Source organism: Arthrobacter sp. efr-133-TYG-118, assembly GCF_030209755.1.
Lineage (GTDB): Bacteria > Actinomycetota > Actinomycetes > Actinomycetales > Micrococcaceae > Arthrobacter.
Genome location: NZ_JARVRH010000029.1, coordinates 23,830 through 41,451, shown reverse-complemented (window position 1 = coordinate 41,451; position 17,622 = coordinate 23,830). Strand labels below are relative to the sequence as shown.

15 protein-coding genes are annotated in these 17,622 nt (G+C 65.2%); 1 reads left to right on the top strand and 14 read right to left on the bottom strand.

Going from position 1 to position 17,622, the window contains the following annotated elements; all coding sequences use genetic code 11:
* Nucleotides 1-127 precede the first annotated feature (127 nt).
* A complete protein-coding gene (locus QRN59_RS20930) occupies nucleotides 128-1,087 on the bottom strand; it encodes a LysR family transcriptional regulator (protein ID WP_284984375.1) in 960 nt (319 codons plus the stop codon).
* Nucleotides 1,088-1,159: 72 nt separating this feature from the next.
* On the opposite strand from QRN59_RS20930, the gene QRN59_RS20925 reads away from it, so the two are divergent.
* Nucleotides 1,160-2,116, top strand: coding sequence for an EamA family transporter (locus QRN59_RS20925; RefSeq protein ID WP_284984374.1), 957 nt, complete (start codon nucleotides 1,160-1,162; stop codon nucleotides 2,114-2,116).
* On the opposite strand, the gene QRN59_RS20920 is transcribed toward QRN59_RS20925, so the two are convergent.
* The 13 genes from QRN59_RS20920 to QRN59_RS20860 all read right to left on the bottom strand — a co-directional run bounded on the left by QRN59_RS20920 (nucleotide 2,089) and on the right by QRN59_RS20860 (nucleotide 17,585).
* Complete coding sequence (locus QRN59_RS20920; protein ID WP_284984373.1) at nucleotides 2,089-2,694, bottom strand: hypothetical protein; 606 nt, start codon at nucleotides 2,692-2,694, stop codon at nucleotides 2,089-2,091. The genes QRN59_RS20925 and QRN59_RS20920 overlap by 28 nt on opposite strands.
* A 72-nt stretch (nucleotides 2,695-2,766) precedes the next feature.
* Nucleotides 2,767-3,399, bottom strand: coding sequence for a TetR/AcrR family transcriptional regulator (locus QRN59_RS20915; protein ID WP_284984372.1), 633 nt, complete (start codon nucleotides 3,397-3,399; stop codon nucleotides 2,767-2,769).
* Complete coding sequence (locus tag QRN59_RS20910) at nucleotides 3,396-5,432, bottom strand: YhgE/Pip domain-containing protein (RefSeq protein WP_284984371.1); 2,037 nt, start codon at nucleotides 5,430-5,432, stop codon at nucleotides 3,396-3,398. Before QRN59_RS20910 ends, QRN59_RS20915 begins: the two co-directional genes overlap by 4 nt.
* The gene (locus tag QRN59_RS20905; RefSeq protein WP_284984370.1) at nucleotides 5,429-6,148 is read right to left on the bottom strand and encodes an ABC transporter ATP-binding protein; all 720 of its coding nucleotides are present in this window, start codon (nucleotides 6,146-6,148) and stop codon (nucleotides 5,429-5,431) included. The genes QRN59_RS20910 and QRN59_RS20905 overlap by 4 nt, the downstream gene beginning before the upstream one ends.
* Before the next feature lie 90 nt (nucleotides 6,149-6,238).
* Nucleotides 6,239-7,021 (bottom strand): alpha/beta fold hydrolase, encoded by a 783-nt coding sequence (locus QRN59_RS20900; protein WP_284984369.1) that lies wholly within the window; start codon nucleotides 7,019-7,021, stop codon nucleotides 6,239-6,241.
* A gap of 47 nt (nucleotides 7,022-7,068) precedes the next feature.
* Nucleotides 7,069-8,529, bottom strand: coding sequence for a dihydrolipoyl dehydrogenase family protein (locus QRN59_RS20895; protein WP_284984368.1), 1,461 nt, complete (start codon nucleotides 8,527-8,529; stop codon nucleotides 7,069-7,071).
* A gap of 64 nt (nucleotides 8,530-8,593) precedes the next feature.
* The gene (locus tag QRN59_RS20890) at nucleotides 8,594-9,280 is read right to left on the bottom strand and encodes an N-acetylmannosamine-6-phosphate 2-epimerase (RefSeq protein WP_284984367.1); all 687 of its coding nucleotides are present in this window, start codon (nucleotides 9,278-9,280) and stop codon (nucleotides 8,594-8,596) included.
* A gap of 62 nt (nucleotides 9,281-9,342) precedes the next feature.
* Nucleotides 9,343-10,302, bottom strand: a complete 960-nt coding sequence (locus QRN59_RS20885; protein WP_284984366.1) for an ROK family protein — start codon at nucleotides 10,300-10,302, stop codon at nucleotides 9,343-9,345.
* A gap of 647 nt (nucleotides 10,303-10,949) precedes the next feature.
* Nucleotides 10,950-11,867 (bottom strand): dihydrodipicolinate synthase family protein, encoded by a 918-nt coding sequence (locus QRN59_RS20880; protein WP_284984365.1) that lies wholly within the window; start codon nucleotides 11,865-11,867, stop codon nucleotides 10,950-10,952.
* A gap of 36 nt (nucleotides 11,868-11,903) precedes the next feature.
* Nucleotides 11,904-12,722 (bottom strand): ATP-binding cassette domain-containing protein, encoded by an 819-nt coding sequence (locus tag QRN59_RS20875; RefSeq protein ID WP_284984364.1) that lies wholly within the window; start codon nucleotides 12,720-12,722, stop codon nucleotides 11,904-11,906.
* Nucleotides 12,719-14,875 (bottom strand): dipeptide/oligopeptide/nickel ABC transporter permease/ATP-binding protein, encoded by a 2,157-nt coding sequence (locus QRN59_RS20870; RefSeq protein WP_284984363.1) that lies wholly within the window; start codon nucleotides 14,873-14,875, stop codon nucleotides 12,719-12,721. Before QRN59_RS20870 ends, QRN59_RS20875 begins: the two co-directional genes overlap by 4 nt.
* 2 nt (nucleotides 14,876-14,877) lie before the next feature.
* Complete coding sequence (locus QRN59_RS20865) at nucleotides 14,878-15,834, bottom strand: ABC transporter permease (protein WP_502871097.1); 957 nt, start codon at nucleotides 15,832-15,834, stop codon at nucleotides 14,878-14,880.
* A 110-nt stretch (nucleotides 15,835-15,944) separates the two neighbouring features.
* Nucleotides 15,945-17,585, bottom strand: a complete 1,641-nt coding sequence (locus tag QRN59_RS20860) for an ABC transporter substrate-binding protein (protein ID WP_284984361.1) — start codon at nucleotides 17,583-17,585, stop codon at nucleotides 15,945-15,947.
* Nucleotides 17,586-17,622 lie beyond the last annotated feature (37 nt).

Genomic DNA, 17,622 nt, shown 5'->3' with positions numbered 1-17,622 from the left:
CCATCAATCAGAGCGTTGCTACGACCATATGACTTTGCCCCCGCCAGAGGGCATTTGCTGCCAGTTCGCGCGGCCGGCTTCGCGCGGCCGGCTTCGCGCGGCCGGCTTCGCGCGGCCGGTGGCGCTGCTAGCCGACGTCGAGGCCCGCGGCCACATCCTGCAGCAAGCGCACCACGTGCCGGATGCTGGGGCTCGCCGTCATGGTCTTCCGGTACACGATTCCCACTTGGCGTTGCTGCATCGGGTTGACCACGGGCACCGCCACCACTCCGGCGGGGAGTTCGGGCCTGCCGAGCCTCGGCACGAGGGCCACCGCAACCCCCTGCTGGACCATGGCGATGTGCGTGGAAAAATCGGGGTCGTAGATGCGGATGTCCGGCACCCTCCCGAGGCCTGCGAGGATCGCCAGCAGCGCCTCATTGCAGATGGCCCCGGCCGGCGTGCTGATCCATCGTTCATCCACCAGATCTGAAGGCTCGACGGCGGTCCGGCCGGCCAGCGGGTGCGCTGAGTTCAGCAGGACGTCGGCGGTGTCCAGGCAGAGGTCCTCGTGGACCATGTTCTCCGGAATCACCAAGGGCACTGAGTGCCAGTTATGCACGACGCCGAGATCGGCTTCACCGGTTGCGACCCGTTGGACGGCCTCGCGCGGGTCCTCGGCCACCACCCGGATTTCAAGCCCGGAGCCGTCAAGCCCGGAGCTCGATGCGGCCGAAGAAGTGGGGGCAACAGCCTGGGCCGCGCCCAGTTTCCCCAGCATCGGACCGACCAGGCCACGGCAGGCCGTCGAGAACCCGACGAGCCGAAGCACTCCGCTCGGCCTTGCCGGGTCGGCGAGCAGGGTGGCCTGCAGCTCCTCCAATTCGCCCAAGATCCGGCGTCCGTACTCGGCCAATGCCATGCCGCGGTCGGTTAGCAGCACGCCACGGCCGTGGCGCTCCAGGACGGTCACACCACTTTGCTTCTCGAGCTTCTTGATCTGTTGGGAGACTGCCGAAGGGCTGAAGCCCATGGCCTCCGATGCCGCCACCACGGAGCCTTGCTGTTCCACTGCTACGAGGGCCCGTAGCGCCGCAATCTCAATCATGAAGCAAACGTACATGATCCGATGCAGAATTCAACGCTGGTGCTTCATCCTTTTGACTGCCAGAGTTGAATCGTGAATATCCGACACTCAGCACTCGCCGTCCTGGTCGCCGTCCTTTGGGGCCTGAATTTCGTCGCTATCGACTTTGGCCTCCATCCCGCAAGCGGGAATGGCAGTAACGGGAGCGGTGGCGCGGCGGACGTGCCGCCGCTGCTGTTCGTGGCCATGCGCTTCGTGCTGGTGGTGTTCCCCTGCATCTTCTTCGTCCGCAAACCGAACGTGAGCTGGAAGGCGATCATCGGCGTCGGGCTGTTCATGAGCGCCGGGCAGTTCGGCCTCCTCTACCTGGGCATGGCCCTCGGCATGCCGGCCGGGCTCGCGTCACTGGTGCTGCAGGCGCAGGTGCTCCTGACGGTGCTGTTGGCGGCCAGGTTCCTGGGGGAGCGGCCGAGCAAGCGCCAACTGACAGGGGTGGTGCTGGGCGTCGCCGGGCTGGCCCTCGTAGCGGTGGGTCGAAGCCTGGTGGCTCCGGTGGTGCCGCTCATGATTGTGCTTGCCGCCGCGTTGTCCTGGGCTGCGGGAAACATCATCGCCCGCAAAGCCAAGGCGGCCTCGGGACTGGGGCTCGTGGTCTGGTCCGGAGCAGTGGTCCCGTTGCCGCTTGCTGCCTTGTCGCTCATCGTGGACGGCCCGGCCGCCGTCGTCGGGACCCTCACCAACCTTCAGCCGGCGACCATCCTGAGCGCCCTGTACACCGCCATATTCGCCTCGCTGGTGGGTTACGGCATCTGGAACCGGCTACTCAGCCTGTACCCGAGTTCGGCCGTGGTGCCGTTTACGTTGTTGGTCCCGGTGGTGGGAATGACCGCGGCGTGGCTGCTCATCTCGGAGGTCCCGACGACGGCGGAACTGGCCGGCGGCCTCCTCCTGCTGGGCGGCGTGGCCACCGCCGTGCTGCAGCGGCGAGCGAAGCCGGGGGATGTGGCCGCGCCCGAAATGAGTCAACGCTTGGGGGCGGGCCTCCGCTGAACTGGCGATCGGGGAGGAAGGGCTCCCGACGTCGGGCGCTTGGCGGAGGCTGCCGGGCTGCGGGGCGCAGGACGCTTCGCAGTCCCCGACGCCGGACGGGCCGCCGGCCGCTGGGCGGGCCTGGCGGGTGCCGTGGAAGGACGCGAAGCAGGACGGGCCGCCGGCCGCCGGGCAGCCGGACGGGCCGCCGTTTTCGCACGGCGGGACGGCCAGACCGCCCCCACGAACAAGACCAGCAGGGAGCTGCAGCCGGCGAGTGCGGCGAGGTAGAAGTAGATGTCCGAATCCTTGGTGCTGACCGCGCTGCCCAGGGCATTCTCGTCCTGGTTGAAGGCGAGGCCCCACATGCGCAGGAACGCGATTCCGAAAGCGATGAAGAGGATCGTCGAGATGGCTCCGAGAACCAGCATGAAGTACCTTCGACGGGCAAAAACCTCGGCGACGCACGCCAAGTAGCCAATCGCCAAGACCCCGAGGAAGGCGTACATCACGGTTTCCTCAAGGGTGATGGCGAGGAGCACCAGCAAACCAGCGGACACCACAGCGGAGATGATCGCTAGCTTTCCACTGTTCCCCATGTGACGCATGGGATTAATCATCCCTGACAGGCAGGCAGCGCCACGCCCCAAGACGCAGCAGTTGCCATACCGTTACCGCAGCACATAGCCGCGCATGATGGTCATGATGGCCGCTATGCTCTGTTCGCGGGTGCGCTCGGGGTTGTACGTCTGCCTGTCAAGGCCCACCACGAAGATCGCTCCGAACATCGCAGCCTCGAGGCTGCCCCGGGCAATGCCGGTATCCACGGTGTAGGTGGTGGCGACCTTTTCGATGGCTGCGCCAATCACCGCCAGCAACTCGCTGCGGAGTTCGACGAAGAGCTTGCCCCATTCGCTGGGTGTCCGCCAGTTCTCGCTGATCCAGAGCCGTGCGAAGGACGGGTAGTCGTCCATGAAGTCCATGGCTTGCCCGAGCATGGCTTCCATGGCCTCGAGCGGATCGGCGTGCAGGCCTTCGATAGTCTGGAGCCGCCCGAGCATGATGTCGACGCCGTGGCGCAGCAACTGGGCGATCAGATCGGACTTGCTGCCGAAGTTGTAGTAGACCGTTCCCTTGGACACCCCGGCTGCGGCCGCGATTTCGTCCACCGTGACGCCCGCTGCGCCGCGCTCGCCGATCAGCTCCATGGAAGCGTCGAAGAGCCGCTGCTTGGTCGCGTTGGTGCGGGCCGGGCGGAGCTTCTTCTCCGGGAGCCCGGGGACATCCGGCTCGTGCATGGTCATACCGCGATCTCCGGCTTCAGGGTCTTGAGGGTCCAGAACTTGTGCTTACGGACGGCCAGCGTGGAAAGCGCGGCTCCCAGCACAGTGTAGCCAAGCAGGCCCAGGACAATCGGCCAGATCATGGACAAATCGCCACCGTAGATCAGGTGCCGCATGCCGGTCACCACATAGCCCATCGGCATGATCTCGTGCACCACATGCAGCGGCATGGGGGTGGTTTGCCACGGGAACGTTCCGCCGGAAGACACCAACTGCAGGACCAGCAGGATCAGCACCACGAACTTTCCGGGAGTCCCCAGCAAAGCCACGATGCCCTGAATGAGGGCCGTGAACGCCATGACAGCAGCCAGCATGAACAACCACATCCATACCGGGTGGGCCGCATTGAGGCCCAGCCCCAGGTCCACCACGAGGGTAAGGATGCTGGCCTGCAGCACGGACACCACGAAGAACGGCAGCCAGCCGCCGACGGCGATTTTCCACGACGGAGCGTTCGAGGCCAAAGCCCGCTGCGTGATGGGACGCATGGCCTGGACCAGCATGAACACGCCGATCCAGAGGGACAGCGTCAAGAAGAACGGGGCCAGGCCGGCACCGTAGGACCCTGCCTTCGCCTGCGAAACGTTGTTGACCGCGACCGGATCGGCGATCACCTTGGACACCTCGCTCTTCTGGGCATCGTTCGGGTTCGGGACCTTGCCCGCGCCCTTCGCCAACTCGCTCGCCAAGGTGCGGGATCCGTCTGCGGCCGTGGCTGCACCTCTGGCGAGCTGTGCCGCGCCGTCGTCGAGCTTTGCTGCGCCGTCCGCGAGGGCCGCGGTGCCGTTGACGGCCGACTGTTCACCCGCGGCCAGCGTCGCGGTGCCGGAGCTGAGTTGGTCCGCGCCTGCCGAGGCCTGGCCGATGGCGCCGGTCAGCGCCGGGGTGGCGCCCGCAAGTTTGGCGGCGCCCGCACTGACAGCGGCCGATCCGTTGGAAAGCTGTTGGATCTGGGCGGCATCGGCCGAGATCCTGGCTTTGGCGTCGGTGACCTGGCCGGACGCAGCGGCAGTGTCGAAGTCCGCCATGATCTTATTGGCCTGGTCCTGCGTGATGACCCCACTCGCCACGAGTTTCTGGGTGCTGCCCACGACGCGGTCGCGCGCCCCGGCGTCGAACGCTGAGAGTTGCCCGACGACGTCCTGGACTTTCGCGTTCAGCTGAGCGTTTCCGGCGGCGACTTGAGCGGCGCCGTCGGCGAGCTTTTGTGAATCGGCGGGGAGGGATGCGGTCTTGTTCTTCAGTTCGGTGAGCCCCGCGCTGAGCTGCCCGGCGCCGTCGTTCAGCTGATTGGCGCCGTCGCGCAGTTTGTTTTGCCCCGCCAGAAGCTCGGACGCGCCGCTCCTGAGCTTGCTGGTGCCGTCGTGGAGGGTTGCCGCTCCGCCGCTGAGCTTGCCGACGCCGTCGGCAAGCTGGGAGGCGCCGTCGGAGGCCTTGACGATGGACGCGTGGATGGTGCCGAAGCCCGTGAGGAGTTGGTTGGCGGTTTCCTCACCTACTTCCTTGGCCACGGTGGAGTGCACCGCGGTGGTGAGTTTGTCGACGATCGTGCTGAGGAGGTAGTTGTTCGCGTCGTTGGTGGTGACGTTGAGCATCGCCTGGTTGGCGGCGTCGAAGCTGCCGGGAGAAACCAGGTTGGCTGAGAAGTCCTTCGGAATCTTCAGCGCGAAGGCGAATTTGCCGGATTCCACACCGGCGTCGGCTTCGGCCGTGGTGGTCACCCGCTGCCAGTTGAACACGTGGCTCTCCACGAGGCTGTCGGCAACCTTCTGGCCCGCCTGCAGTTCCGGACCGTTGGCTGGCTGGGCTCCCGCGTCCTCGACGACCAGGGCGGCGTCGATCTGGTTCAGGTTGCCGTAAGGATCCCAGTTCGCGTAAAGGTACACGGCTCCGTAGAGCAGCGGAACCATGGTCAGCGCGAGGATGGTCAGCTTAGGCAGGAGCCCGCCGGTCATGCGCTTGAGTTCGGAGCGGGCCAGCCGCAGAACAGTCACTTTGCGGTCCTTTGCAGGGTTTCGAGTACTTCTTCGGGATCTTCTTGCGCGCGGTCGGCGGGTTCGGCGGCCGGTTCGGCGGGTGCCGTGTGCGTGATCGAGTTGCCGATCACCGCGGCCGGGCCGTCCCAGTTGTCCGGGAGGGCAGAGACGACCGCCACGACGGCGAGCGGCCGCCCGGCGTCGTACGCCAACTGCTCAAGCCTTGGAAGCCAGTCCGCAGGGTTTGCGCTGTGCCGGTCGGGGGAGTCGAGCACCAGGAGGTCGAGGGCAGGGTCAGCGAGGGCCAGGGCGGTCAGTAGCTCGAGCCGGCGGTCTGCAGGGAGCTGCTCAATCCACAGCCCCGCGATGTCCTCGAAGCGGTTGACCTTGAGCCACGGCTTGCTGAGGAGGGCGCCACGGTAGCGCCGGGGGATGAGGGAGAGGTCTTCGGTGACGAGGTCGCGGACGCTCAAGTGCTGCTCCGGCTCGTTGACGCCGGGAGCGTCAATCAGGGCGCTCGCGGCCCGGATCTTCTTGGTCTTTGCCGAGTTGTCCCAGCTCAGGAGCCCTTTGCCGGGCTTAATCCGGCCGCTCAGCGCGAGTGCTAGTGCCGTGCGCTGGTCCTGGCCGTCGCCGCTGACCAGGAGGAGTTCCCCGCGCCTGGCTTCGAGGGAAGTGGGAGGCAGGAGATCGTCCCGGCGGCCGTCGATCTGGAGTTGCTGTGCAGACAGCACAATTGGACCTTTCGCAGAACCAGTAGTCTGCTCCCAATTGTAACTGAACTGACCAGTCAGTTCAAATAGATCATTCGGCCCCTTGGGAAGCTAGCCGCCGGTAGGCTGTGCACGGCGTACGGGCATGAAAGTTTGGGGCGGCTCTTCCGCGGCCAGAAAATTGCTTACCAGGCCCGCAACGGCTTCCGGCTGTTCCAAGGGAAGGCCGTGGGATGCTCCCGGGACGACAGCCAGTTGGCCCTGGGGGAGGGCTTCGTACAACGAGAGAGTGTGGGGCAAGGTGACCACGTCGTCGTCGCCGACGATGACGAGCACCGGCTGGGTAATTTGCGCGATGTCGGTGGTGGTGAGCGTCGGCTCCGTAGTGAACATCGCGACACTCTTGCCAAAGACGGCGTTAAGGTGTTCTGCCCCGTCGGGAGATCGCTCGATGTAGGCCTTGCCGAGTTCCTGTGCGATGGGCGATTGCAGGTCCATGTCGAAGGGGACGGTGCCGTTGTAGTGGTAATTGGTACCAATGACCACTAGCTTTTGCACTAGTTCAGGCCGTCGGAGCGCGACAAGGAGGGCAACGATCCCGCCGTCGCTCCACCCCACCAGATGGGCTGGTCCGCCCACGACGTCCTCGAGCACCCGGACCGTCTCGGTGGCCATGTCCGCGTAGTGGAAATCGGCATCCGTGTCCGCCGTATAGCCGTGTCCGCGGCGATCGAAGGCGACCACGCGGAACCGCTCCGACAGGCCCGGTCCGATGCTCCTGAGCAGATCGTCGCTGTTGCTCAGGCCCCCGTGCAGCAGCAGGAGCGGTTCGCCGGAACCTCCCCGGTCTTCCACCCAGGTTGGGTGTCCGTTGATGTCGAGGTGCTTGGCCATGCGGCCATTGTCCTCCCGCGTCCTCCGCCCCACAACGGATATCAGGGTTACAGGCCGTACTTCTCCAGCAGGCGCAGCCACACCTCGCTGATCGTCGGGAACGACGGCACCGCGTGCCACAGCCGGTCCAACGGGACTTCGCCCACAATCGCGATGGTTGCGCCATGCAAAAGCTCGGCCACTCCAGGCCCTGCGAACGTCGCGCCAACCAGCACCTTCCGGTCCTCGTCCACCACCAGTTGTGCCCAGCCTTGGTAATTTTCCGAATGCAGCTGGGATCCGGACACGTTGATGGGCAGTTCCACCGAGCTTGCGTTGATGCCCTTTTGCAGGGCCTGCTTGAGGCTCGGGCCCACGGATGCCACTTCCGGATCCGTGAAGACCACGCTGGGGATCGCATATTCGTCGGCCGTTTTTGCGAAGGCACTCCAGGGCTTCGGGGTGCCGTGGAGGGTTCCCTTGGCCCGGGCCACGATGGCATCGCCGGTTGCCCGCGCCTCGTACTTGCCTTGATGCGTGAGGAGGGCAGCGCCCGCTGCATCGCCAGCCGCGTAAAGCCACAGCCCGCTGGTGCCGTCGCTGGCGGCGCCCTCAACCAAGCCGCTCGAGTCCGTGGTGAGGCGCAAAGCCTTGCCGTCTTCGGCGTCGAGCCCGACGTTCTCGAGCCCCAAGTTGTCCAGGTTCGGCCGCCGGCCCGTTGCCACGAGCAACTCGTCACTGTTCAAGACCGTCCCGTCGCCGAGGGTGACGCTGAAGGCGTGGTCCGGGTCGTGTTCGACGCGCGTAGTGTCCGTCCCAAGCCGGAGATCGACGCCGTCGGCCCGCAGTCCCGCAGCAACCAGATTGGCGGCCTCCTCGGGAAAAGTACTGAGCAGCCTGCCTCGGGCAACTATTGTGACCGTCGAGCCCAGGCGGGCGAACGCCTGGGCAAGTTCGACGCCGGCAACTCCGCCACCCAGCACTATGAACCGTCCGGGGATTTGCCGTGCAGACGTGGCGCCACGGGTTGTCCAGTACGGGACGTTGCGCAAGCCGTCGATTTTCGGGACGAGCGGTGTGGATCCGGTGGCCACCACCACGGCGTGATGGGCTTTGAGTGAGTAGCTGTTGCCGTCCTTGCCATCCACTTGGACTTCGCGGGGGCCCGTGATGTGCGCCCGGCCCCGGATGAGTTCGATGCCGGTATCCACGAGCCACTGAACCGCGCCGTCGTCTTGCCATTTGTTGGTGAAGTAGTCGCGGTACTTCAAGACCGGCACGGGATCCAGGATCTTCGTGACGGAGTCCGATGCTCCAGGCACGGATTGCGCGGTGTGCAAGGCGGTTCCGGGCCGAAGGAGCGCCTTGGACGGTATGCAGGCCCAGTAGGAGCATTCCCCTCCGACGAGCTCAGCCTCGACAATGGCCGCGGTAAGCCCGCCCCGGACCACTCGGTCTGCAACGTTTTCACCCACCGCCCCGGCGCCGATCACGATGACATCGAATTCCCGGATATTCTCCTCAGCCATGGGAGAAGCCTACGCCCGGAGGCAGGCTGGGATCAGGGACGCGGGTCAGGGTTTCTAGCGGCAGTCAGGCGTGCATTGCGTCCTTGAACCAGCCCGTGATGCTGGCCGGATGGGTGATGGCGGTGCCGACGACGACCGCGAACGCACCGGCGTCGAGGGCCTGGCGGGCCTGCGCGGGGGTATGGATGCGGCCTTCGGCGATGAGTGGCTTGCCTATTCCGGCGCGGGCGATCTCCGCGAGAAGCTCAAGATCGGGGCCGTCTGTCTTGGAACGCTCCCCGGTGTACCCGGCCAGCGTAGTGCCGATCAAGTCGGCACCGGCTTCGACGGCGGCCACTGCATCAGCGTAGGAACCGCAGTCAGCCATGACCATCGCATGCGATTCGGCGTGGATTCCATCAACGGTTTGCTTGAGGGTCAATCCATCGGGACGCGGGCGTCGCGTGCCGTCGATAGCCACGACGTGTGCGCCGGCACTCACCACGGCGAGGGCGTGCCGGAGCGTGGGGGTGATGAACACGCCGTCGTGGCCGTCCTTCCAGAGCCCGATCACCGGAACCTCCACAGCCGCACGGGTGAACTGGACGTCCGCGAGGCCTTGGACCCGGACTGCCGCGGCACCACCGATAACCGCCGACGCCGCCACCTGGCCGGTCGTCCGGGGATCGCGCATGGGCTCGCCCGGGTACGCCTGGCAGGAGACGATCAACTGCGAGCGGAGGGCTTCGAGGCCATCGAGGGTCAGGATCATGTGGTGTCTCCTTGCGAAGGTGTTCGGGTGTTCGGGTGTTCGGGTATTTGGGTGTTCGAGTGTCAGTTCAGGACGAGTTTGGCCGCGCCCACAATCGCCGCGGTATTGCCTAGCGCCGCGCGAAGCACGGGAGTGTCAGCAAGCGGGGCCATGAGCTCTTTGCGCAGGGCCCGTTCCATGGGTTTCCACCAGAAACCTCCTGCATCCGCCAAGCCCCCGGAAACCACTACCGTCTCCGGGTCGAGGATGTTGACGAGCCCGCCGATCGCCTGCCCGGCGGCACCCGCGCCCGCGCCGATGGCTTTGATGGCGGCAGCACTGTCGGCGGAGCCGGAAGCGGTAGCGGCCTGCGCCAAGGCAAATACAGCACGGGTGTCCGGTACCTCGGGGGAGCCCCCGAAACGGACGAAGGATTCATGGATAGCCGGACCGGAAGCAATCGCCTCAACGTGGCCCGAACCCCCGCACACGCACGGGAGGGCCGTGCCCTCGTGATAGGCGTACGGCGAAGCAAAGTGCCCCACATGCCCACCCACATAGTGGTGCCCCAAAACAGGAGAGCCGTCCAGCACAAAACTGCCGCCCACACCCGTCCCGAAAGCCACCATCAACGAACTCGAAGACCCTGCGGCCGCCCCACGCCACGCCTCACCAAGCGCATGCGCATGCACGTCGTTGACCGCGCTGACCGACCCCCGGGGCAAGCCAAGGAGTTGCGCCAAACCTGCGGTCAACCTGGTCCCGGCCCACCCCAGGATCGCATCAGTCGCCGAAACCACTTCACCATTCACGGCATCGATGACCCCGGCCGAACCCACGCCGACACGCCCGACGTCGATTCCCTCCCCTGCCGCCCGGCGCATGAGCCGCCCCACGAGTGCCGCAGTAGCCCTCAAAATAGCGTCGCCGCCACCCCGATTCAGCGTAGGAATCTGCTCCGAAAACAACACCTCCCCATCGGCCCCCACAACCCCAGCGGCAGTCTTCGTCCCCCCAAGATCAACCCCGACCACGTACATCATGTTTTTGTCCTCCGGATCGTCCGATTGCTGGGTTCATTGTTGCTGGGTCACGCGTTTGCTGCGGTTGCGTCAGCGCGGACCGTGCGTTTTGTCCGTGCTCAGGTTAGGTGTGGTTGCGGCGGCGCCAAACCGCGGCCTTGCCGGCGCTTAGACACCTCCCGACGTCGCCTTCCGGTCGCTGGGCGACCTTCAGACGACTCTGGTCGGCGATGCGCGCCTACGCAAGACCCCGGCCCGGCGCCTCAGGCGGTCGACTCACCTGACGCAGCGTGCTGTCGACTCGCCGATCGGGACGGGCCGCTCACTGCCGCCTCCGGCGGCCCCGTGCCGATCCCGGCCCGGCCGCAAAGGTTCCGCGATCGCCCTAGTGGCGGAGGGACGGTTTTGTGTAGTCCCGCATCGCCGACCAGAGCTGCATGGACGTCGCTCAGCGACGGTAATGCGGCGTCGGGAGGAAGAGAAGCCTCAGGGGCCCGAGCCGAGCTTGCGAGGCTTGGGGAGGGGCTGAACGCTAAGGGACGGCAAAACTGGTCCTGCGGCACGACCCGACCACGGCAACAGGCTGAGGCGACGTCCGGCAACCCACAAAAGTGAAGCCCGGCAGCCCAAGTGACGGAAACCCGCTCAGGCGAGCCGGCGCCGCCTCCCTAGACCAGGCCGTTGCGTTCGAGGATCGTCCGGATTGCGGAGGTTTCTTCGGCGTTCAGGGAGAGCATGGGGGCGCTCATGGTGTTGGATTCGATGATGCCCATGATGTGGAGGGCCGTCTTGAAGGCGCCTAGTCCTGCTGCGCCGCCGGAGACGCGGCCGTTGGGGGTGTAGACGATGTCGAAGAGGTCGGCCAGGCGGTCCTGTTCGGCGGCGGCGGCGGTCCAGTCTCCGGCTTGGGTGGCGTCGAACAGGCGGCGGTAACCGGCGGGGTCGACGTTGCCGAGGCCGGGGACTACGCCTTGGGCGCCGGCGAGGAGGGCGCCGTCCACGACTATTTCGTGGCCCGTGAAGATGTCGAAGTTGGGGATGTCCTTGGCTGCGAGGACGAGTTGGCGGAAGGAGACGTCGTCGCCGGAGGAGTCCTTGACGCCGGCGATGACGCCGTCGCGGCCGAGACGCACCAGGAGGTCGGTTGGCAGCTTGAAGTGGGTGCGGACGGGGACGTCGTAGGCGAAGATCGGCTTGTCTACGGCAGCGTGGATGCTTCGGAAGTGGGTTTCGGTCTCCTGGGCGTTGCCGATGGCGTAGTACATGGAGGTGACCACGATTGCGTCGGCGCCAAGGCCAACAACCTTGCGTGCTTCTTCGATGACGCGGTTGGTGGTTTGTTCGTTGGCGCCCACAATCAGGGGCACCGCACCGGCGTTCGCGTCGGCGATCGTCGAGACGACGAGTTCGCGCTCTTCGTTGGTCATGTAGGGGACCTCGCCTGAGGAGCCCAACACGAAGAGGCCGGACACGCCGCCGTCGAGCAGGTGCTTGGTGACGTTCTTCAGGGACGCGGTGTCAACGCGGCCGTCTGGGTGGCGGGGGGTGATGACCGGGGGAATGACGCCCTGGAACTGAGTAGACACAGAAATCTCCGTTGTTTGGATCTGAATGGGAAAAACTTAGGTGTGGAGCAGGCTGGGCGCGGCGCCGAGCAGCTTCTTGGTGTAGTCGTTGCTCGGGTTGTCGAAGACCTGCGCGGCCGGGCCTTCCTCGACGATCTGTCCGAAGTACATGACGCAAATGCGGTCGGAGACGTAGCGGACGGTCTGGATGTCGTGCGAAATGAACACCATGCCGAGGTTCAGCTGGGTTTTCAGGTCGGACAGCAGGTTCAGGACTTGGGCACGGACGGACACGTCGAGGGCCGACGTCGGCTCGTCCGCCACGATGATGTCCGGGTCCAGGGCGAGGGCACGGGCGATCGCCACGCGCTGGCGCTGGCCGCCGGAAACCTGCGACGGCGTGACCTCGGCAGCCGATTGCGGCAAGCCGACGAGGGCCAGCAGTTCCTTGACCTTCGCCGAGCGGGACGCGGCGTTGCCGATGCCGTGCACCTGCAGGGGGTCGCTGAGGATGTCCTGGATGGTCATGCGCGGGTTGAGTGCCGTGGCCGGGTCCTGGAAGACCACGGATACGGCACGCCCGAATTCTTTGCGCATCCGTGCGTTGCGTTTGATGGCCGGCTTTCCGTGGAAGAGCACCTGGCCCGACGTCGGCGCCTGGAGTCCCACGAGCACTGAAGCGAGCGTGGACTTGCCGCAGCCGGACTCGCCGACGATGCCCACAGTTTCGCCTCGGCTGATGCTGAAGTCGACGCCGTTGACAGCCTTGACGATGTTGGGCCGGAAGAGGCTGCCCGTGCGGGCCCGATGGTGGACCTTGACGTCTTTGAGCTCGATGACCGGCCCGGCTGGGATGTCCCGTTGGGAAGTACTCACTTTGCGTCCTCCTTCAGGTGGCTGGCCCAGTAGTGGTCGCGGTCGGCTCCGCCGCTGGCGGGTTCAACAACTGCGAGGACCAATTGCTGGTTCGGGTCGGCGTCGGGCCTCAACGAACGTGCCGCAAAGCGGTCGCCGGGAGCGAAGTCGCGCGGGGACGGGACCGTGCCCGGGATCTGGTGGAGGCGGACGGCGTCGGCCTCGATCGAAAGGACTGCGCCCAGCAAACCGCGCGTGTATTCGTGCCGCGGGTTCTGCAGGAGCTCCGAAGACTGCGCGGATTCGACCACCTGGCCGGCGTACATGACCGTGATCCGGTGCGCCAGGGAGGCAACCAAGGCGAGGTCGTGGCTGACGAAGACCATGGCGAAGCCGAGCTGTTCGCGAAGTTCGTTGAGCAGCTCCACTACTTGCTTCTGGACGGTGACGTCGAGGGCGGTGGTGGGTTCATCTGCCACCACGATCTTCGGCGAGCGGGAGAGCGCCATGGCGATCAATACTCGTTGGCGCTGGCCGCCGGAGAGCTCGTGCGGGTAGCTGGCGAGCGTGCGGACGGGATCGAGCTTTACCATTTCCAGCAACTCGGCGGGGGACTTGCGGCCGCCGCGCCTGGTCAGCTGCGTCATTTGCTCCTTGATCTTCATGGACGGGTTGAGCGAGCTCAACGCATCCTGGTAGACCATGGCGATCTGTTCGCCGCGCAGGCCTTGGTAGGCCTTCGCGTTGCTGTGCTTCGAGCTGGAATCCAGGAGTTCCTTTCCATCGAAGGTGATGGAACCGGTGATCTCGGCGGTCTTTGGCAGGAGGCCCATGATCGCGAGGGACGTGATGGACTTGCCGCAACCGGATTCGCCCACCAGGCCCATGGTTTCCCCTTCGCGGACGGTGAACGAGACATTGTCCACGATCGCGGTTTCGCCGAAACGGCCGGGGAAACGGATGGACAGGTTCTTGACCTCCAGGACGTTCCTGGCGTCGGCGGGGACCTGGGGGAGCCGGTCCGTGCGCTTCGCCTCGATGGAAGCCAATAGCTCGAGTTCCTTGTCGAGGAGCGCGTGCGGATTCGCTATGGCGAGCCTCGGATTGGTCAGGACACGAGTATCGTTCAGGACCGACGCCGCGTAGTCCTCTTCGGAGAGCGGATCGCCGTTGGCGGCCCGCACGCCGTCGAGCTCGTGCTGTTCCACGACGGATGGCTGGGCCACCGACGTCGCGATCTCGGTATCGATGGCGGCACCAGCCACCGCCGCGCCCGCAAAAGCAGCGGCAGCACCGTCGTCGTCCTTCACCACGGGAGCCTTGCGCAGCTTCGGGTTCACCATGGCGTCGGTGAGGCCCTCGGCGAGGATGTTCAGCGCAAGCACGGTGAGCAGGATGGTGAGGCCGGCGAAGGTCGTTGCCCACCAGCCGCCGGAGAGGACCAGGTTGCGGCCGTAGGAGATCACGTTGCCCCACGAGGGCGCCGGATCCTGGACACCGGCGCCGAGGAAGGACAGCGAGGCTTCGAGGATGATGGCGTCGGCCACCATGACCGTGGCGAAAACCAGCACCGGGGCGGCGGTGTTGCGGACAATGTGCTTGAGCAGGATGTAGGGGCGGTTTGCACCCATCACCCGTTCGGCGCGGACGTAGTCTTCGCCGTATTGGGCGAGCACGTTGGCGCGGACCACGCGGGCGAGCTGTGGGGTGTAGATGATGGCGATTGCGACGATGATGGTGGGTACCGAGTTGCCGAACGCCGCTAACAGCACGGCTGCGAGGGCGATCCCCGGGAATGCCATGAGGATGTCCATGAGCCGCATGATGATCTCGTTGACGGCCTTGCTGGAGGTCGCGGCGAGCGAGCCAAGCACCGCGCCGATGACGATCGCGAGGGCCACCGCGCCGAGGCCGATCATGAGCGACGACTGTGAGCCATAAAGGAGCCGGGAGAAGACGTCGCGGCCGAGGCGGTCGGTGCCGAAGAAGTGGTCGGCGTCCGGAGCTTGTGCTGGAATGAACGTTTCCAGGGGATCGTGCGGCGCGATGACCGGCGCGAAGATCGCCGCCAGGGCGATGACCACGAGGAACAACAGGGCAAAACGCGATCCCCACGGGAGGGACTTGAAGCGGACGCCCGGGGCGCTGAGCCGTTCAGCAAGTTTGCTGCGCATGGCTATACCGTCCTGATTCGGGGGTTGATGAGCAGGTACAGCAGGTCCACCACGATGTTCACCAGAACGAACGTGACCGAGATGGTAAGGACCACGCCCTGGACCAGGTTGACGTCCAGGTTGGTGATGCCGTTGAGGATCAGCTGGCCCATGCCGGGAAGGGCGAAGATCATTTCAATCACGACGGCGCCGCCCAGGAGGTAGCCGATCCTGAGTCCCAGCACGGTCACCGGAGTCACTAGCGCGTTGCGCAGGACGTTCCGGGAAACCACCTCAGGGTAGGGGACCCCGTTGCCGATGGCTGTCCGGACGTAGTCGCGGTCCAGTTCCTCCACCATGGACGTGCGGACCACGCGGATAAGGGAAGCGGAGACCGGAATTCCGAGAGCGAGGGCCGGCAGCGCCATCGAGTTGAGCCAGCCGCCGAAGCCGGACTCCGGCGTCGCGATCCCGCCCGAGGGAAACAGCGGGTTGTCACCGAGCGCGAACCACTGGATGAGCAGGATGCCGAGCCAGAAGGACGGGGTGGCGATGGCCGCGATGGAGAAGATCCGGATCAGCTGGTCCTGCCACTTGTCGCGGTAAAGGGCGCCGATGATGCCGAAAACCAAGGACAGTACGACGGCGATGATCACGCCCAGGAATGTGAGCTGGAGGGTCAGCGGGAAGGCCGAGGCGATCATGCTTGCCACCGATTTGGACGGCGGGGTGGTCACTCCGAGATCGAGCTGCAGGAGCCTGCCCAGGAAGCGGAAGTATTGGACAAACAGGGGATCGTTCAGGCCGTTGTCCTGGCGGTACTGCTGTTTGGCGGCCTCGCTGGCGCCTTCGCCGAGGGCCGAGCTGGCCTGGTCGCCCGGGGCTGCTTGAAGGACGAGGAAGACCAGCAGCGTGATGCCCAGGATCATCAAGGGCAATGCCGCGAGCCTGCGTCCAAGCAGACGCAATATCATGACCAATTTGTTCTCCGGTTGCTTTGGTGCGGGGACCCAACTAGCTCGCAGTAAGTGTCGTTTTGAGCCGTCTAAACGACAACAAATGCGAGCTGGTTGGGGTTGGGTGGTGCGCGCTACGAAGTGCGGCCGACGCCGATGAAGGACAGTCCCGTGGTGGGCAGCGGTTTGAAGCCTGAGAGCTTCTTTTCGTCCCATGCACTGGGGAGCTGGCGATGGAAGAGCGGGTACAGCGGGACTTCATCGGAAACGAGGTCCACGATTTGGCCGGTGATCTTCTTCGCATCGGCCGCCGCGGCCTGCGAGCCCTTGTCCATCAGACCCTGGAGGGTGGCGCTTTCCGGAGTGGTCCAGTACGCGCGCTTGGTCATCCACGTGGCGCCGGAGTAGAACCAGCTCAAGAGCAGGTCTGCGTCGTTGCCGAAGACGGAGGGGTCGCCCGGGGCCGCCACTACCGAGAAGTCGGCCTTGCCAACCCTGTCTGAGTACAAGGCGCCGGACTGCAGGTTCTTTGCGGTGACCTTGACTCCCGGGATCTTGTTCCAGGATTCCAGCATCAGCGGGGCAACGTCCTTGACCCACGCAGTGTCGGTGGTGAGCAGCTCGAATTCGAGGTTGCTCACGCCGGCCTGCTTAAGGAGGTCCGCCGCCTTCTGGGGATCGTAGCCGTAGACGTTCTTGGCCTTGACGTAGTCCGGGTGGCCCTCCTGGAAGTACGACGACGCGGCCTTGGCATTGCCGAACAAGGCCTTCTTGATGATGGCGTCCTTGTCCAGTCCGTAGTGGAGTGCCTGGCGGACCAGCTTGTTGTCGAACGGGGCCTTGGCGCAGTTGAACATCAGGAACAGCATGCCGAAGGACTGCACGGATTCAACCCGGGTCTTGGACTTGAGCCCGTCCATGTCCAAGTACGGGACGTCTTCGATCGCCTGGACGCGGCCCGACTGGACTGCCGTGACACGGGCTGCCGCGTCCGAGAGCAACAGCCAGGTCATGCCTTTGGCGAGTGCCGGCTTGGGGCCGTTGTAGTCGGCGAATGCTTCGAAGACGATCTTGTCGTCCTTGACGGCCGAGATCAGCTTGTAGGGGCCGGAGCCGACCGGCTTGGCATCGAATCCCTTCTGATCGGCCGAGGCCAACGCCTTCGGAACTACCTTCACCACGGAGATTCGCGGTCCGAAGCCCGGGAAGGGGTATTTCAGGGAGAACTCGACCGTTTTGGCATCGAGGGCCCTGACGTCCTTGATGAATGGGATGAACTGGGAGAACAAGGACTTGTTGGCCGGGTCCATCACGCGGGTGAAGGAGTAGACAACATCGTCGGTGGTGACAGGGGCGCCGTTGTGGAACTTGGCACCGTCGCGGATGGTCACTTGGTACGTGGTGTCGTTGACCTTCTTGGGGTCGCTCGCTGCAAGCGCGTTGTAGGGCTCGCGGGTGGCGGGGTGGAGCTCCACGAGGCCTTCGAAGATGTGCAGGTTGGCGGCCTGCGGCGTGGCGCCGGAGGAGGTCATCGGGTCGAAACCCGTGGACAGGGCATAGGAGATGCCTGCTTCGATGGTGAGATCCTTGTTGACGGTCGCAGTGTTGTTTGCTGCGCCCGTGGTGGTGGAGGCAGGGCCGCCACATGCGGACAGGGTGGCCGTGAACGCGGCCGCGGCTCCAATCGCCCCGGTCAGCTTGAGGAAGTTGCGTCGGCTGGCGTCGCTGACCAGCGGCAGGTTGTTAATCGTGTTGCTCATAAGATGCCTCACCATTCAAGTTTTCTGGTTATCGGATGTAGGACATCCGATG

Bases quoted from the DNA above. Each gene is read 5' to 3' on its own strand.
- QRN59_RS20920 (WP_284984373.1), bottom strand. From the start codon at position 2,694: ATGGGGAACAGTGGAAAGCTAGCGATCATCTCCGCTGTGGTGTCCGCT.
- QRN59_RS20860 (WP_284984361.1), bottom strand. From the start codon at position 17,585: ATGGTGAGGCATCTTATGAGCAACACGATTAACAACCTGCCGCTGGTC.
- QRN59_RS20870 (WP_284984363.1), bottom strand. From the start codon at position 14,875: ATGCGCAGCAAACTTGCTGAACGGCTCAGCGCCCCGGGCGTCCGCTTC.
- QRN59_RS20895 (WP_284984368.1), bottom strand. From the start codon at position 8,529: ATGGCTGAGGAGAATATCCGGGAATTCGATGTCATCGTGATCGGCGCC.
- QRN59_RS20885 (WP_284984366.1), bottom strand. From the start codon at position 10,302: ATGATGTACGTGGTCGGGGTTGATCTTGGGGGGACGAAGACTGCCGCT.
- QRN59_RS20930 (WP_284984375.1), bottom strand. From the start codon at position 1,087: ATGATTGAGATTGCGGCGCTACGGGCCCTCGTAGCAGTGGAACAGCAA.
- QRN59_RS20890 (WP_284984367.1), bottom strand. From the start codon at position 9,280: ATGATCCTGACCCTCGATGGCCTCGAAGCCCTCCGCTCGCAGTTGATC.
- QRN59_RS20900 (WP_284984369.1), bottom strand. From the start codon at position 7,021: ATGGCCAAGCACCTCGACATCAACGGACACCCAACCTGGGTGGAAGAC.
- QRN59_RS20915 (WP_284984372.1), bottom strand. From the start codon at position 3,399: ATGACCATGCACGAGCCGGATGTCCCCGGGCTCCCGGAGAAGAAGCTC.